Origin of the sequence: Amycolatopsis sp. cmx-4-83, assembly GCF_046548815.1 — a bacterium.
Taxonomy (GTDB): Bacteria; Actinomycetota; Actinomycetes; order Mycobacteriales; family Pseudonocardiaceae; genus Amycolatopsis; species Amycolatopsis pretoriensis_A.
In genome coordinates, this window is sequence record NZ_JAEBEF010000025.1 from 59,244 (window position 1) to 75,936 (window position 16,693).

The 16,693-nt window shown below is 72.4% G+C and carries 12 protein-coding genes; 7 read left to right on the top strand and 5 right to left on the bottom strand.

Annotated elements, in window-relative coordinates; genetic code table 11:
* The first annotated feature begins 128 nt into the window (after positions 1-128).
* From ACLJQM_RS47710 to ACLJQM_RS47740, 7 genes are all read left to right on the top strand, one after another.
* On the top strand, positions 129-1,634 hold the full coding sequence (locus ACLJQM_RS47710) for a sodium:solute symporter family protein (protein ID WP_247021630.1): 1,506 nt from the start codon (positions 129-131) through the stop codon (positions 1,632-1,634).
* A gap of 52 nt (positions 1,635-1,686) precedes the next feature.
* Positions 1,687-2,622, top strand: a complete 936-nt coding sequence (locus ACLJQM_RS47715) for a 5-dehydro-4-deoxyglucarate dehydratase (protein ID WP_410636612.1) — start codon at positions 1,687-1,689, stop codon at positions 2,620-2,622.
* Positions 2,622-3,878, top strand: coding sequence for a glucarate dehydratase family protein (locus ACLJQM_RS47720; protein WP_410636613.1), 1,257 nt, complete (start codon positions 2,622-2,624; stop codon positions 3,876-3,878). The genes ACLJQM_RS47715 and ACLJQM_RS47720 overlap by 1 nt, the downstream gene beginning before the upstream one ends.
* Positions 3,879-3,882: 4 nt before the next feature.
* Positions 3,883-5,010, top strand: a complete 1,128-nt coding sequence (locus ACLJQM_RS47725; protein WP_410636614.1) for a hypothetical protein — start codon at positions 3,883-3,885, stop codon at positions 5,008-5,010.
* Positions 5,011-5,025: 15 nt separating this feature from the next.
* Entirely contained in the window at positions 5,026-6,480 is a 1,455-nt protein-coding gene (locus ACLJQM_RS47730) for an aldehyde dehydrogenase (NADP(+)) (protein WP_410636615.1), read from the top strand.
* Between the two features lie 121 nt (positions 6,481-6,601).
* A complete protein-coding gene (locus tag ACLJQM_RS47735) occupies positions 6,602-8,950 on the top strand; it encodes a polysaccharide lyase 8 family protein (RefSeq protein WP_410636616.1) in 2,349 nt (782 codons plus the stop codon).
* Positions 8,951-8,972: 22 nt separating this feature from the next.
* Positions 8,973-10,448 carry a flavin-containing monooxygenase gene (locus ACLJQM_RS47740; RefSeq protein WP_410636617.1) on the top strand — a complete coding sequence of 492 codons (1,476 nt, stop codon included), beginning with the start codon at positions 8,973-8,975 and terminating at the stop codon, positions 10,446-10,448.
* Here ACLJQM_RS47740 and rpmJ read toward each other — a convergent pair.
* From rpmJ to ACLJQM_RS47765, 5 genes are all read right to left on the bottom strand, one after another.
* Positions 10,439-10,561, bottom strand: coding sequence for a 50S ribosomal protein L36 (gene rpmJ, locus ACLJQM_RS47745; RefSeq protein ID WP_247021642.1), 123 nt, complete (start codon positions 10,559-10,561; stop codon positions 10,439-10,441). The two genes, ACLJQM_RS47740 and rpmJ, sit on opposite strands and share 10 nt — an antisense overlap.
* A 72-nt stretch (positions 10,562-10,633) precedes the next feature.
* Positions 10,634-11,806 (bottom strand): VWA domain-containing protein, encoded by a 1,173-nt coding sequence (locus tag ACLJQM_RS47750; RefSeq protein WP_410636618.1) that lies wholly within the window; start codon positions 11,804-11,806, stop codon positions 10,634-10,636.
* On the bottom strand, positions 11,803-13,986 hold the full coding sequence (locus tag ACLJQM_RS47755) for a DUF5682 family protein (RefSeq protein WP_410636619.1): 2,184 nt from the start codon (positions 13,984-13,986) through the stop codon (positions 11,803-11,805). The genes ACLJQM_RS47750 and ACLJQM_RS47755 overlap by 4 nt, the downstream gene beginning before the upstream one ends.
* Positions 13,983-15,071: an ATP-binding protein gene (locus ACLJQM_RS47760; protein WP_247021648.1), complete on the bottom strand. Its 1,089-nt coding sequence runs from the start codon at positions 15,069-15,071 to the stop codon at positions 13,983-13,985. Before ACLJQM_RS47760 ends, ACLJQM_RS47755 begins: the two co-directional genes overlap by 4 nt.
* Positions 15,068-16,459: a DUF5691 domain-containing protein gene (locus tag ACLJQM_RS47765; RefSeq protein WP_410636620.1), complete on the bottom strand. Its 1,392-nt coding sequence runs from the start codon at positions 16,457-16,459 to the stop codon at positions 15,068-15,070. Before ACLJQM_RS47765 ends, ACLJQM_RS47760 begins: the two co-directional genes overlap by 4 nt.
* Positions 16,460-16,693: the final 234 nt, after the last annotated feature.

The following is a 16,693-nucleotide window of genomic DNA, read 5'->3' on the forward strand; positions in this document are numbered from 1 at the left end:
ACTCCGGCCATATTAGCGTCCCGAACAACGTTCTTATGGATGAACATAATCACTATAACAGACTCCGTTCATGGATGTGAACATCTCCTTCGAGACCGCATCATCGTGGACGCGGAAAGGAGCCTGCGGTGCACGCACTCGACTGGACGATGGTCTGCGCGTACTTCGCGCTGATGATCGTGATCGGCTGGTGGTCGCACAAACGGGTCAGCGACGTGAAGGACTTCTTCACGGCCGGCGGCAAGATGCCCTGGTGGCTGGCCGGGATCTCGCACCACATGTCCGGCTACAGCGCCGTGCTCTTCGTCGCGTACGCGGGCGTCGCGTACACCAGCGGCGTCACCGTGTACTTCTGGGGCTTCGCCAGCATCGGCATCGGCGTGGGCATCGGCAGCTGGCTGTTCGCCGCCCGCTGGAACCGGTTGCGCTCGAAGCTCGGCGTCGCCTCGCCGCTGGAGTACCTGGCCAAGCGGTACAACGTGCCGACGCAGCAGGCGCTGGCCTGGAGCGGCAGCCTGCTGAAGATCTTCGACATCGCCGCCAAGTGGTTCGCCGTCGCCACGCTGCTGCACGTCTTCGCCGGGCTGGACTACAACCTCGGCATCCTCATCACCGGCGCGGTCACCCTCGTCTACTGCACCATCGGCGGGCTCTGGGCCGACGCGCTCACCGACTTCGGCCAGTTCGTCATCCAGGCCATCGCGGCGATCGTGATGATCGTCGTAGTGCTCGGCAAGCTCGGCGGCATCTCCGCGCTCTGGACGATGTGGGACAAGCTGCCCGAAAACCACGTCAACCCCGTGACGTCCAAGTACACCACCATCTTCCTGCTCGTCTACGTGCTGGTGAAGACGCTGGAGTACAACGGAGGCATGTGGAACCTGGCGCAGCGGTACATGGCCGCGCCGAACACCCAGGAAGCCAAGCGCGGCGCGCGCCTTTCGTCCGCGCTGTACCTGTTGTGGCCGCTGGTGCTGATGTTCCCGATGTTCGCGGCGCCGCTGCTGATCCCCGGCATCAAGGACCCGACGCAGTCCTACGCGATCATGACCACGACGTTCCTGCCGCCGGGCCTGATCGGCCTGGTGCTGGCCGGCATCTTCTCCCACACCATGGCGATGGTCTCCTCCGACGCCAATGCGATCTCCGCGGTGATCACCCGGGACATGATCCCGGCGATGTTCCGCCGCACCCGGCAGTGGACGGACACCCAGGGCCTGAAGGCCGCCCGGATCACCACGGTGATCTTCGTCGCGCTGACCATGCTGGTGGCCACCCAGGCGCAGAACCTCGGCGGGGTGCTGCAGATCGTCGTCAACTGGGTCGCCGCGCTGATGGGCCCGATCTCGATCCCGCTGCTGCTGGGCATGCTGCCGTGGTTCCGCAAGTGCGGCCCGCGCGCGGCGCTGGTGTCCTGGGCGGGCGGCCTGATCGACTACGCGCTCTGCTACTACGTCTTCAACGCGAACCAGACGGTGCTGATCGCCACGCCGATCCTGGTTTCGCTGGCCCTGTACGTCGGTCTCGGACTGCTCGCGCCCGAGCGCAGCGCGGTCGCCGATGAGATCGTCGACACCGTGAACGTCGACGACGACGTCGATCGCACCAAGGAAGGCACGACCGTGCCCGCTTGACCGGCGCCGGTCCACCCCCGGCCGCACCCGACAAACGGAGAGCAGAAAACAGATGGCACAGACCGAGATCGCGCTGGACGGCCTGCTGGCCTTCCCCCTCACCCCGTTCACCGAGGACCTCGAGGTCAACCTCGACGCGCTCGCGGAGAACGTGGAGAGCCACATCGCGGCGGGCGCCGGCGCCCTGTTCGTCGCGTGCGGCACGGGTGAATTCAGCTCCCTGTCGCCGGCCGAGCACGCCGCTGTGCTCGCGAAGACCCGTGAGGTCGCCGCGGGCCGCGTTCCGGTCTGGGTGGGTGCGGGCGGGGGTGCCGCCTCGGCGCGGGCGGGCATCGCCCTCGCCGAGGCCGGGGGTGCCGACGGCGTCCTGCTGCTGCCGCCGTACCTGGTCACCGGGCCGCCGTCGGGCCTGGTCGACTTCGTCCGCTACGCCGTGGGCGACTCGTCGGTGCCGGTGATCGTCTACCACCGCGGCACCGGCGTGTACACCGCGCAGACCGCGGCGGCGCTGCTCGACATCCCCTCGATCGTGGGCCTCAAGGACGGCTACGGCGACGTCGAGGTGATGACCCGGATCGTCACCACCATCCGCGCGCTGGACACCGAGCGGTCGCGGAAGTTCCTGTTCTTCAACGGCTTGCCGACCGCGGAGGTCTCGGCCAAGGCGTACGCCTCGATCGGCGTCGCCCGGTACTCCTCGGCGGTGCACTGCTTCGCGCCGGAGATCGCGCACCGCTTCCACCGCGCGCTCGGCGAGGGCGACACCCGCGTGATGGACGCGCTGCTGACCGGGTTCTACCTGCCGCTGGTGGCGCTGCGGGACGAGACGCCCGGCTTCGCCGTCTCGCTGGTGAAGGCCGCCGCCCGGCTGCGCGGCGACAAGGTCGGGCCGGTCCGCCCGCCGCTGGTCGAGCCGACGCCGGAGCAGGTCCACCGGCTCGAGAAGATCGTGGAGGACGGCTTCGTCACGCTGAAGGCGCTGGGCTGATGAAGATCCTCGATGTGGTGCTGACGCCGGTCGCGTTCGCCGACCCGCCGCTGCTCAACGTGATGGGCGTGCACGAGCCGTTCGCGCTGCGCAGCGTCGTGCAGGTGAAGTGCGAGGACGGGATCGTCGGGCTCGGCGAGTCCTACGGCGATTCCGCGTTCCTCGGCGAGGTGCGCAAGGTGCTGCCGCAGCTGCGCGGCCACGACGTCTTCGACCTGCCCGGCCTGCAGCGGCTGGTCGCGCGGGCGTTGTCGGACACGGTGCTGACCGACGCGCACGGGCTGATCGGCGGGTTCTCCATCCGCAAGACCGTGGCGAGCGTGTATTCGCTGTTCGAGGTCGCCTGCCTGGACGCGCAGGGCCAGTACCTCGGCCGGCCGATCACCGACCTGCTCGGTGGCAAGGCACGGGACGCCGTGGAGTTCTCCGCGTACCTGTTCTACAAGTACGGCAAGCACGTCGACGGCCGCGAAGACACCTGGGGCGAGATCACCACGCCGGAAACCCTGGTGGGCTCGGCGAAGCGGATGATCGACGAGTACGGCTTCCGCTCGATCAAGCTCAAGGGCGGGGTTTTCGAGCCGGCGCGGGAAGTCGACGGGATCCGTGCGCTGGCCGAGGCGTTCCCGGGGCACCCGCTGCGGATCGACCCGAACGGCGCGTGGACTCCTGAGACCGGCATCCGGGTCGCCGCCGAACTGGACGGCGTCCTGGAGTACCTCGAAGACCCGACGCCGGGCATCGAGGGCATGGCCCAGGTGGCCGCCGAGGCGTCGATGCCGCTGGCCACCAACATGTGCGTGGTCAACTTCGGCGACATCGACCCGGGCTTCCGGGCGCGCGCGATCGGTGTCCTGCTGTCGGACCACCACTTCTGGGGCGGCCTGCGCGCGACGCAGTCGCTGTCGACGACGTGCGAGAGCTTCGGCGTCGGCCTGTCGATGCACTCCAACAGCCACCTCGGGATCAGCCTGGCCGCGATGGTGCAGGTCGCCGCGGCGACCCCGCACCTGACCTACGCCTGCGACACGCATTGGCCGTGGAAGGTCGAGGACGTCATCGAGCCGGGCGTGCTGGAGTTCCGCGAGGGTGCCGTCGCGGTGCCGACGACGCCGGGACTCGGTGTGCGGCTGGACGAGGACGCCTTGGCGCGGCTGCACGAGAACTACGTCCGATGTGGACTGACCAAGCGGGACGACGTCACCTACATGCGCAAGTACGTCGCCGGGTTCGAGCCCAACACGGCGAGGTGGTGACGCGGTGAAGGTGACGGGATACGCCTACCCGTGGGACGTCCTGGAGTCCGGGTTCGCTTCGCGCGTCCGAGATCTGGGGGTCGACGAGGTGGCCGTTGCGCTGTCGTACCACAGTGCTCGCGCGGCGACGCCGTGGTCGGCTTCGCGGACGGCTGTGGTGGCGCGGCACGCGGCGTTCTACCGCCCGGTTTCCGACGGGTGGGGTGCGCTGCGTCCGTCCACTCCGGACTGGGTGGCTTCGGAGGACTCCGGGGGCGACGCCGTCCGGCTGCTCAACGAGGCCGGGATCCCGGCCGCCGCGTGGCTCGTGCTGACCCACAACTCCCAGCTCGGCTACGAGCACCCGGACGTCGTGGTCCGCAACTGCTTCGGCGAGCGGTACCCGTGGGCGCTGTGCCCGTCGCAGCCCGCGGTGCGCGAGTACGCGGCGAAGCTGACCGCGGAGGCTGTCGCCGGGCTGGACCTGGCGTCGGTGATCCTCGAAGCCTGCGGCCCGCTCGGCGCGGTGCACCAGCACCAGCACGAGAAGACCGACGGTGTGTGGGCGCCCGCGGTGGCCCGGCTGCTGTCGATCTGCTGCTGCGACGCCTGCGCGTCTTCGTGGGACGTCGACGCGGACACCGTTCGGGCTCAGCTCGTCGAGGAGGTCCGGCGCTTGATCGCGACCGGTGACCTCGGCGTCACGGCCGACGGTCTGCCGCCATCGCTGACCTCGATGCTCCTGCGGGTTCGGCAGGAAGCCACCGACGCCCTGCGGGCCGCGGTTTTGGCGACGCTGCCGACGGGGATCCGGATCGTGTTGCACGGTGCCCTCGACCCGTGGGCCACCGGCGCGCTGCCCGGGCTGACGCCGTCCGCTGCGGACGAGGTCGACGCGGTCGTATTGTTCGGCTGGGTGCCCGCCACGGGTGCCGAAGCCGTCGCCGCGGCTCGCGAGGCGTTGCCCGAGCGGGTCGCGATCGGCAGCTACATCACCGCGGTCGCCGCCGCCGGAGTGCCGGACATCGCCGCGTACGCCGGCGAGCTGGCCAAGGCGGGCGCCGCGGAGCTGCACCTGTACCACCTCGGACTGGCCGGTCCGGGTCGCTGGGGCGACCTGGGCTCGGCCACCGCCGCCGCCCACGAGAACTGAGGAGCTGTTCCACCCATGAGCCAGGCCACCGACGCCGCCACGCTCGAGAAGATCCTCGCGGGAGCCGCCGCGGCCGCCCGTCCCGCCGCCGCGGCCACCCCGGCCGAACGGTCCCGCTGGCTGGTCGCGGCCGCCGACGCGCTCGACGCCGCCGCGGACGAGCTCGTCCCGCTGGCCCACGCCGAAACCCACCTCCCGGCGACCCCGCGGCTGGCCGGCGAGCTGAAGCGCACGACGTTCCAGCTGCGCCTGTTCGGCGAGGTCCTCACCGACGGCGAGTTCCTCGGCGCGGCCGTCGACCACGCCGACCCGGACTGGCCGATGGGCCCGCGGCCGGACATCCGCCGCGTGAAGACCGCCGTCGGCCCGGTGCTGGTGTTCGCGGCCAGCAACTTCCCGTTCGCGTTCAGCGTCGCCGGCGGCGACACGGCGGCCGCGCTGGCCGCGGGCTGCCCGGTGGTGCTCAAGGCGCACCCGGGGCACCCGGAGCTGTCCGCGCTGACCGGCCGGATCGTGCGCGAAGCCCTGGTCGGCGCCGGCGCGCCCGAGGGCATCTTCGACGTCATCTTCGGCCAGGACGAAGGTGTCACGGCGCTGAAGGACCCGCGCATCGAGGCGGCGTCGTTCACCGGCTCCATCCCCGGCGGGCGCGCGCTGTTCGACATCGCGAACGCGCGGCCGCGGCCGATCCCGTTCTACGGCGAGCTCGGCAGCGTCAACCCGGTCGTGGTGACCGAGGCCGCGATCGCCGCGCGCGGGGAAGCCGTCGCCAAGGGCTACGCCGGGTCGTTCACGCTCGGCGCCGGGCAGTTCTGCACGAAGCCGGGCCTGCTGTTCCTGCCCGAGGACCACGGCCTGACCGAGACGCTGCGTTCGGCGCTCGAGGGTGCCGCGGCCCAGCCGATGCTCAACGACCGCATCGCGGCCGGGTACGAGGCGAAGCTCGCGGCCCTGCGCGAGGTGCCGGGCGTCGACGTCGTGTCTTCGGCGGCTTCGGAGTCGCCGTCGTTCACGCCGACGCTGCTGGCCACGACCGGCAAGCAGTTCCTCGAGGGCGGCCCCGCCGTGCACGAAGAGTGCTTCGGCCCGGCGTCGCTGATCGTCACCTACGTCGACCAGGCCGAGCTGCTGAGCCTGCTCGACGTCGTCGAACCGGGGCTCACGGCCACGATCCACGGCGAGGAGTCCGACGCGGACTGGCTCCGGCCGGTGCTGCCCCCGCTGGCCCGCATCGCCGGCCGGCTGCTGTGGAACGACTGGCCCACCGGCGTCACGGTGAGCTGGGCCCAGCAGCACGGCGGCCCGTACCCGGCCACGACCGCCCCGACGACGACCTCGGTCGGCACCGCGGCGATCGACCGGTTCCTGCGCCCGATCGCCTGGCAGGGCTTCCCGGACGCGCTGCTGCCCGAACCCCTGCAGGAGGCCAACCCCTGGCAGCTGCCCCGCCGCACCGACGGCACCCGCTGACCCGCACTTTCACGTGAAAGTGCCGACCTGGGCCCCGCACTTTCACGTGAAAGTGCGGGGTGATGCTCCACCACGCCGCCGCACAACCGAATTCCGTTCCCCCTCACTGGGAGGCATCGTCATGCCCGTGAACCGGAGAAACGCCCTGCGCGGCGGCGCCCTGGTGGCCGCTTCCACCGTGTTCCTCACCCGTCCTGCCTTCGCCTCGGCGGTGGCCGCACCGGCCGCGGGCGGGGTGCCCGCCGCGACCGCGCCGATCGTGGCCGCCTACCGGCAGCTGCAGACCGGCATCAACCGGCCGTCGCCGGAACGCGCCGAGGCGCTGGCCAACCTGGGCCGCGTCGCCAAGGCCTACCACGCAAGCCTTTCCGTGGCCGGGGGTGGTGCTCCACTGTGGACGGACCTGCCGCTCGGCCCGGGCAGCGACTACACGACGTCGATGTACGCCCGGCTGCGCGCGATCGCCGTCGACTGGGGCACGCCCGGCGGCGCGCTGGCCGGCGACCCGGCGGTGCTCGACCGGATCAAGGCCGCGCTCGAGCTGATCCACGCCAGTCAGTACAACGAGAACGTCGGCGAGATCGGCAACTGGTACACCTACGAAATCGGCATCCCGTACTACCTGCTGCACACGCTTTCGGTCGTCGCCGACCAGCTCACCGCGGACGAGCTCGCCCGCTACCTCGCGCCGGTCAAGCGGTTCGTCGGGAACCCGAACGTGCGCGCGAACAACGCGTCCGTCGTCGAAACCGGGGCCAACCGCGCGGACAAGGCGCTGATCTCGATCGTGGCCGGCGCGATGCTCGGCGACGCGGCCTGGATCAGGACCGGCCTCGACGCGCTCACCGACGTCGCCGGCGGGGGCGCGGCGAGCGTCGTGGCGAAGCTGGACCGCGCGGCGGGCGACGGCTTCCACGTCGACGGCTCGTTCATCCAGCACGACACCATCCCGTACCCCGGGCACTACGGCATCGTGCTGCTCACCGCGCTCGCCGGCGCCATCCACGTCACGCAGGGCACCGAGTACGCGCTCCCGCAGCCGTTGAAGGACAAGATCTACGCACTGGTGGCGGACAGTTTCGCGCCGTTCGTCTACGCGGGCGCGCTGATGGAACCGGTGCGCGGGCGGATGCTGTCGCGGCAGGGCGAGACCGGCCACGACATCGGCCACCAGCTCACCGTCGCGACCCTCGTGCTGGCGCGGACGGCGTCCGGCAAGACGAAGACCGACCTGAACGCGCTCGCCGCGAAGTGGATCAAGGAAGGCGCGTACGCCCCGTTCCTGAAGATCCCGGACCCCGAGCGGTTCGCGCCCGGCCCGGACCTCGTGGCGACGCCGGGGATCGAGTTCGCCCAGGACATGCTGGCCTCGGGCGCGCGCCCGGCGCGGGTCACGGCCACGCACCGGATCTTCGGTCAGCAGGACCGCCTGGTGCACGTCACCGAGGACTGGTCGGCCTCCCTCGGCGTCAGCTCGGCGCGGATTTCCCGCTACGAAGCCATCAACGGGCAGAACCTCAAGGGCTACCACGTCGGCGACGGCGTGCTCTACACGTTCCTCCCGAACGCCAAGGGCCACTACACCGACGCCTACTGGCCGACGGTGGACCCGCTGCTGCTGCCGGGCACGACGGAGAACGACGGCCCGGTGGACCCGGCGTTCGGCGGCGTGCCGGTCGGGCCGAACCGGCACACCGGCGGCGTCCGCTGGGACGCGCACACCGGTGCCTACGCGTTCGACTTCAAGTCGTGGGACGGCTCGCTGGTCGCGAAGAAGTCGTGGTTCTTCACCCCGGCCGGGATCCTGTGCCTCGGCGCCGGCATCACCAGCACCTCGGACCACGCGGTGCGCACCACGATCGAGAACCGCAACCTCGGCGAGGGCGGGCGCGGGGTGCTGCTGGCGGACGGCCGGCGCGTTCCGACCGACCTCGGCAAAGCGTCGGCGTTGCGTCGTCCGCGCTGGCTGCACCTGGAAGACGTCGGCGGGTACGTGGTCCTGGACGGCGCTTCGGTGACGGCGTTGCGCGAGGACCGGACCGGCGCGTGGCGCGACATCGACACCGGCGCCAACACCAAGGGCACCACGACGCCGAACACGCGCCGCTACCAGAAGCTGGTCCTGGAGCACGGCGTGCAGCCCGCCGGCGCGACCTACGCGTACGCCGTGCTGCCGGGTGCGTCGATGCTCGGCACCCTGGCGGCGTCCTGGGCGTGGCGCGTGCGGGTCAACACCGCGGCGGTCCAGGCCGTCCAGACCGGCGACACGCTGCTGGCGAACTTCTTCGCGGCCGGCTCGGTCGACGGTGTCAGCGCGTCCGGGCCCGCGTCGGTGGCGGTCGGGCGGCGTCAGCTCGCGGTGTCGGACCCGACCCAGACGCAGGACAGCGTCACGGTGACCGTGCACGGCAAGACCGTGACGGTGCCGCTGAAGGGCACGTTCGGCGCGACGACGGTCGTGCGGTTGTAGGACCCCGGTTACGCTGCGAACCATGACCGGTGCCGAACACGTCGACGTCCTGATCGTGGGGGCCGGCTTGTCCGGCATCGGTGCGGCGTGCCGGCTCCAGGAGCGGCTGCCGGGCAAGACGTACGCGGTGCTCGAAGCGCGCGACACCATCGGCGGCACCTGGGATCTCTTCCGCTACCCGGGCATCCGGTCCGATTCGGACATGTTCACCCTCGGCTACCCGTTCCGGCCGTGGAAGGACCCGAAGGCGATCGCGGACGGGCCGTCGATCCTGGCCTACATCCGCGAAACGGCGGCCGCGCACGGGATCGCCGACCGGATCCGCTTCGGGCACCGGGTGGTGCGGGCGTCCTGGTCGTCAGCGTCGGCGCGGTGGACGGTTTCGACGGCGCACGGCGCCACCTTCACGTGCCGGTTCCTGTACCTGTGCAGTGGTTACTACTCCTACGAATCCGGGCACGTCGTCGACTTCCCGGGCCGGGCGGAGTTCGCGGGGGAGATCGTGCACCCGCAGCACTGGCCCGCGTCGTTGGACCACACGGGCAAGCGGGTCGTGGTGATCGGCAGCGGCGCGACGGCGGTGACGCTCGTCCCGGCGCTGGCTTCCCGCGCCGCGCACGTGACGATGCTGCAGCGGTCGCCGTCGTACATCGTGGCGCGCCCGGGCTCCGACGCGCTCGCCGACCGGATCCGCGCGCTGCTGCCGGAGAAGCTCGCGCACCGGGTGGTGCGCGGCAAGAACGTGGTCATGGGCACGCTGTTCTTCCAGCTGATGCGCCGGCTCCCCGAGCGGTCATCGCTGGCGTTGCGCAAACGCGTGGCGGCGCAGCTGCCGGCGTCGATCCCGGTGGACCCGCACTTCGTGCCGTCGTACGACCCGTGGGACCAGCGGCTGTGCCTGGTCCCGGACGCCGACCTGTTCAAGGCGCTGCGGTCGGGCAAGGCGGACATCGTGACGGACGGGATCGCGCGGTTCACCGCGTCCGGCGTGGAGCTGACGTCGGGGCGCACGGTGCCGGCGGACCTCATCGTGACGGCGACGGGCCTGCGCCTGGTGGCGTTCGGCGGGATCGAGCTGGCGGTCGACGGACGCGCGATTTCCCCCGGCGACCAGCGGGTGTACAAGGGCATGATGTTCGGCGGCGTCCCGAACCTGGCGTGGTGCGTGGGCTACACGAACAACTCGTGGACACTGCGGGCCGACCTGACGTCCCAGTACGTGTGCCGGCTGCTCGCGCACCTGGACCGCCACGGCTTCGCCTACTGCGTGCCGGACGAGGCCTCGGCTTCCGCGGCGGGCCGGCCGCGCCCGATCGTGGACCTGCAGTCCGGGTACGTCAAACGGGCCGCTTCCGGCCTGCCGAAGCAGGGTGGGAAGCGGCCCTGGATGATGCGCCAGAACTACTTGCTCGATCTGGCGGACATGCGGCTCAACCGGCTCGACGACGGCGTGATGCGGTTCGGCACCCGCACGACGGCGAGCGCGGCTCAGCCCTGACGCGCCTTGGCGCGCGGGTTGTCCTTGTTGATCACGAACACCCGGTTGCCGCGGCGGATGACCTGGGCGCCCTGCTGGCGGGCCAGCGAGCGGATCGAGCTGCGGACCTTCATGGTGACCGTCCTTCCCGTGGGAACCGTCCCACACCCTGCTCAACATCGGCCGGGTCGGTTTGATTCCGCGACTCAGCTGGTCTCGCGCGCCACCCACCCTTGCAGGTCATCGCCGCGGATGGCGGCGGCCATCAGTTCCGGGAACTGGTCCGGGGTGCACGCGAAGGCCGGGACGCCCAGCTCGGCCAGCGCCGCCGCGTTCTCGTGGTCGTACGACGGCGCGCCCGAGTCGGACAGAGCCAGCAGCGTCACCACCTGGACCCCGGCGTTCACCAGCTCGCCGACGCGGTGCAGCAGCTCGTCCTCGTTGCCGCCTTCGTAGAGGTCGCTGATCAGCACCAGCAGCGTGCGCTCCGGGCGCTCGACCAGGCCCTCGCAGTACGCGATCGCCCGGTTGATGTCGGTGCCGCCGCCCAGCTGGGTGCCGAACAGGACGTCGACCGGGTCGGCCAGGTGCTCGGTCAGGTCCGCCACCTCGGTGTCGAACGCGACGAACGACGTCCGCAGCGCCCGCATCGAGGCCAGCACCGCGCCGAACAGCCCGGAGTACACCACCGACTCCGCCATCGAGCCCGACTGGTCGACGGCCAGGATCACGTCCCGCTGCACCGCCTGCTGCCGCCGGCCGAACCCGATCAGGCGTTCCGGCACGATCGTGCGCAGCTCGGGGGAGTAGTGCTTGAGGTTCGCGTGGATCGTGCGGGCCCAGTCGACATCACCCGGGCGGGGCCGGTGGGTGCGCGAAGCCTTGTCCAGCGCGCCCTTGATCGCCGCGCGGGTGCGCTCGGCGAGCCGCTCCTCCAGCTCCTGGACCACCTTGCGGACGACCTCGCGCGCGGTCTCCTTCGTCTCCTCGGGCAGCACGCCGTTCAGCGACAGCAGCGTGCCGACCAGGTGCACGTCGGGCTCGACCGCCGACAGCAGCTCCTTTTCGAGCAGCATCCGGGTGAGCCCGAGCCGGTCGACGGCGTCGCGCTGCATCACCTGGACCACCGTGCTGGGGAAGTAGCGGCGGATGTCGCCCAGCCAGCGCGCGACCCGCGGTGCCGACGCGCCGAGGTTGGCCCCGCGCGTGCCGCCCGCGGTTTCCTCGTCCGGCTTGTCGTAGAGGGCGGCCAGCACCTGGTCGACGCCACTGTCCTCATCGGACAGCTGGGTGTCGGCCAGCCCGGAGCCGGGCCCGGCGCCCTCGCCGCCCAGCACCAGCCGCCAGCGCCGCAGCCGGTCGTCGGTCTCCGCGTTCACGCGCCCACCCCCAGCAGTGTCGCCAGCACGGGCAGCACGCGCTCCGCCCGGTCCTCGTCCAGTTCGTCGGCCACCGGCGCGAGCCGGGCGGGGCCGGTCAGGCCGGCCGCCCGGTGCCCGATGGCCCGTTTCTCGGGCCCGCTGAACGCGCCGAACGTCCGGCGCAGCAACGGAAGCACCTCGGTGAAGACCTCCGGCGGGATCCCCGCGAGCCACGCGTCGATCACCCGCAGCAGGCCTTCGTCGTGCACCAGCAGCAGCGCGCCGCCGTCGAAGAAGCCTTCGACGTACGCCGCCCCCGCCGCGGGCGTGATGCCCGGCGTCAGCGCCCGGCCCAGCCGCAGCTCGATGTCGAACGCGTCGAGCAGGCCGCTGTCGTGCAGGATCCGGGTGAGCCGCCCGGCCAGCAGCGGCGGCAGCGACGGCCGCTCCGCGAGCCGGGCCAGCGCCGCCAGCCAGCGTTCCTTGGCGTCGTCGCCCAGCAACGACGTCGCGTCGTGCACGGCGTCGACCAGCGCGGCCAGCCGGGCCGCGGCGTCGTCGTCGATGCCGTGCGTCGCCGGGGGCAGGCCCGCGCAGATCCGGTCGAGCATGCGGTCGGCGACCGCGCGCAGCGCCGCGGTGTCGGTGCCGCGGACGTTCCCGTAGCGGGTCGCCCTGGCCAGCGCGGGCAGCGCCGACATCAGCCGCGCGACGTCCGCGTCGGCCGCCGCCCTGGCGTCGAGCGCCGCGAGCGCCTCGGGCAACGCCTCGGGCAGGTCGGCGAGCAGGCAGTTCTCGACGGCCGTGGTGACCTCGTCCAGCGGGGGCGTGCCCTCGACGGTGCCGCGGACCGCGGCCGTGGCCGCCGACGGCACGGTGGTGCCGTGCACCGCCGCCGCGACGAGGTCGACCTCGAACGACGGTTCCCAGGCCAGCGCCCAGGTTTCCCGGAACGTGCCCTTGTTCCGCCGCGCCGACGCCTCCCGGCTGCCCCACTCGATGCCGAGGATCCGCAGCCGGTGCAGCAGCTTCGAGCGGTCGAGCCCGCCGGGAGTGCGCAGGTCGAGGTCGAGCTCCTTGACGATCGGATCCTTCTTGAGCCGCAGGCGTTTCGCCGTCGCGGTCAGGTCCGCGGCCAGCGGCGGCTGCGGCACCCGCTCGGGGACCTCGCCGAGCCGTTCGCCGACCACCAGCCGCCGCGTCACGAGCTCGACCTGCACCTCGTCCCCGCCGCACAGCACGGACCGGGTGGCTTCGGTGACCTCGGCGAGCCCGGCCGAGGACCGCCCGCGCAGCGCCGCGAGCGCCTCGGCCAGCCGGACGGCCTCGATGACGTGCGCGGTCGAGACCGGCAGGTCCTCCTCCCGCAGCACCCCGGCGACGCCGGTCAGCCAGCGCGTGGTGACGTCTTCGGCCGTGGTGAACAGGTGGTGGTACCAGCCCGGCGACCGCACCCCGGCGCCGTACCCGCTCGCGGTGGCCAGACGCCCGTGCGTCCACGGCACCCAGGTGCACGCGACCTTGCGCTTCGGCAGTCCTTTGAGGACGGCCTGGTCGTGCGACGCCGGTGGCAGCGGGTCGGTCAGCGCGGGGACGTGCCAGGCCCCGCAGACCACGGCGATGTTGTCGAACCCCTCCTTGCGGGTGCGGCGCAGCACCGAGCGCATGTACGCCTCGCGCCGCGCTTCGTTGCCCTGCGGCGGTTTCTCGTCCTCCCGCAGCGCGGTCATCGCCTCGGCGATCACCTCGAACGGGTTCTCGTCGTTACGCCGGGACTCGACGACGTCGTCCCACCAGCGTTCCGGGTCGTCGTAGCCGCCGGCCGCGGCCAGCTCCGCCAGCGGGTCGCCGGGCGGGCCGGCGTGCTCGTCCGGCCCCGCGGCGAACGTGTGCGCGGCCGGGAGGTCGCAGAACCGCACCGGGATCCCGGCTTCGCGCGCGTAAGCGAGCGCCTGCCATTCCGGGCTGAAGACGGCGAACGGCCAGAACGCGGCGCGCGAGACGTCGTCGGTCGCGTACGCCAGCAGCGCGACCGGCGGCGCCATCGCCAGGTCTTCGGTCAGTTCGACCAGGACGTCGGCTTCGGGCGGACCCTCGATCAGCACGACGTCGGGCTCGAGTTCGGCGAGCCGCGCCGCGACGGCCCTGGCGGACCCCGGACCGTGGTGGCGGATGCCGAGCAGATGGGTCGCCGTCACGAAATCTCCTGGCCGGCCCGGTAGAAGTCGGCCCAGCCGTCGCGCTCGCGGACCACCGTCTCCAGGTACTCGATCCAGATCGCGCGGTCGGCCACCGGGTCCTTGACCACCGCGCCGTGGATGCCGGCCGCGACGTCGTGCGGGCGCAGCACGCCGTCACCGAAGTGCGCCGCCAGCGCGAGCCCGCCGGTGAGCACGCTGATGGCCTCGGCGGTCGAGAGCGTGCCGGACGGGGATTTCACCGCCGTGCGGCCGTCTTCGGTGCGGCCGGAGCGCAGCTCGCGGAACACCGTGACCACCCGGCGGATCTCGGCCAGCTCGGCGGCCTCGGTGGGCAGCTGCAGCGACTTGCCGAGCTCCGCGACCCGCCTGCTGACGATCTCGACCTCCGCGTCGGCGCTGTCCGGCAGCGGCAGCACGACCGTGTTGAACCGCCGCCGCAGCGCGCTCGACAGCTCGTTGACGCCCTTGTCGCGGTTGTTCGCCGTGGCGATCAGGTTGAAGCCCGGCCGCGCCTGCACCTCGGTGCCCAGTTCGGGGATCGGCAGCGTCTTCTCGGACAGGATCGTGATCAGCGAGTCCTGGACGTCGGCCGGGATGCGGGTCAGCTCCTCGAGCCGGGCCAGCTTCCCGTCCCGCATCGCGTGCAGCAGCGGGCTTTCCACGAGCGCGGCGGTGCTCGGGCCCTCGGCGATCAGCCGGGCGTAGTTCCAGCCGTAGCGGATCGACTCCTCGGACGTGCCCGCGGTGCCCTGCACCAGCAGCGTCGAGTCGCCGCTGATCGCGGCGGACAGGTGTTCGGACACCCACGTCTTCGCCGTGCCCGGCACGCCGAGCAGCAGCAGCGCGCGGTCGGTGGCCAGGGTGGCGACGGCGACCTCGACCAGCCGGCGGGGGCCGACGTACTTCGGCGTGAGCACGGTGCCGTCCGGCAGGGTGCCGCCGAGCAGGTATTCGACGACGGCCCAGGGCGAGAGGAGCCAGTTCGGCGGCTTCGCCCGGTCGTCGGCGGCGGCCAGCGCGGCCAGCTCGGCGGCGTAGTCCTGCTCGGCGTGCGGCCGGAGGACGGTGGCGGGGGCGGTCATGCGAGCTCCTCGTACATTTCGCGGCGGAAGTTCAGCGTTTCGGTGAGCGCCCGGCGCCAAGGCCCGGCGTCCATGGTCAGGCGGGTGGTGGCGAGCGGGTGGCGCAGGCACTGCGCCGGGACCGCCCGGGCGATCACGACGGCGGCGTGCGAGACCAGGCGGTGGTCGTCCTGGCGGGCGATCCAGTCGAGCAGGGCGGTGCCGAGCTCCTTCGTCCACGGCCGGGGCAGTTCGTGCACCAGCCGCGCGAACGATTCGACGGGCAGCCGGCTGACCAGGTGCCCGATCGTGGCGGCCTGGCCGGCCGGGCTCAGCACGCCCAGCAGCGGCGGGGTGGTGCGCCCGCCGGGGTCGGCGCCGATCAGCGCCTTCGCCCAGGTCTCGTCGCCTTGCCGGACCGCGGCGGTGGCCCAGGAGTCGCGCAGCACGGCGGCCGGGCATCCCTCGACGCTCATCCGCACCACCTCGGCGGGCGGCCCGAACTCGGTCCAGAAGGCCAGGGGCGCGGCCGCGACGAGGGTGCGCAACCGGACGGTGCCTTCCCCGCGTTCACCTTGCGGCAGCGCGATTTCGAGCACCCGGTTCCGGCGGCGGACCAGCGGGCGCAGCCGTTCGGCCATGCGTTCGCCGTACCGGGTGCCGGGCAGCCGCCCGAGCAGCTCGGCGGCTCGCTCCCGGACGCCGGCCGCCCGGTCGGACAGCGCGGCTTCGAGGAAGGCTTCGTCGTCGGGCCGCACGTGCGCGGCGAGCACCCCGAGGAAGTCCGAGCGGATGTCGGCGGGCTCGCTCTTCCAGGAACCGGCGAGGGCTTCGCGGGCTTCGCCGGGTGCGTCGGCCAGCTTGGCGGCCAGCCAGCGGCGGCGCTGGGCGAGGCTGCCGTACTGCCAGATGTCGCGGGAAGACCCGGTTTCCGCGGGCGCGGCGAGGAAGGACCAGTCCGGGTTCCGCTGCCCGAGCCAGGCCCCGACGGGCCCGGCGACCGCGACGAGCGGCCCCCGCAGCGCGGCTTTGGTCCGCGCGGCTTCGGCGAGCAGCGGCAGGGTTTCGGGCGGGACGCGGTAGTGCGTGCCGGCGACGATGCCGAGCCACTCGAGGAGCAGATCGGGATGGCTGGCGGCGAGCAGCCGGACCAGCCGTTCCCTCGCGAGCGCCGGCACGAAGGGCCGCTCGTCGGCGGCGGCGACGGGCAAGGGCCGCACGTCGTGCAGCGGCGGTCGCCCGGCCCGCCGGTAGGTGGTGAGCACGGCCGCGGCGGCCAGGAGCTGTTCGGCGGGGTCGTCGCGGTCTTCGGCGAGCGGCCGGACTGCGGCGGGCTGGGTGGAGAGGTCGAGGGTGCGCCGGCGGGTGCCGAGCAGTGCGGTGCCGACGAGATCTTCCCAGGCTTTCACGGCTTCACCGCCTTCTGGAGGGAGGGGATTCGGATGCGGGCGGCCGCGGTGGTGCGGGGTTGGGTGGAGAGGGCGGTGCCGCTCGCTGGGGCGTGGCCGGTGGGTGGTTGGTCGGCGTGGCGGCGGCCGGCAGGGCGCGGCTCGCAGGGATGTGGTGGGTCGGGGTGGCGGCCGGCGCCGGCAGGGTTGGGGCGCGGGTCGCGGGGGCGGGGGGGGGGGGGGGGGCGGGGGGGG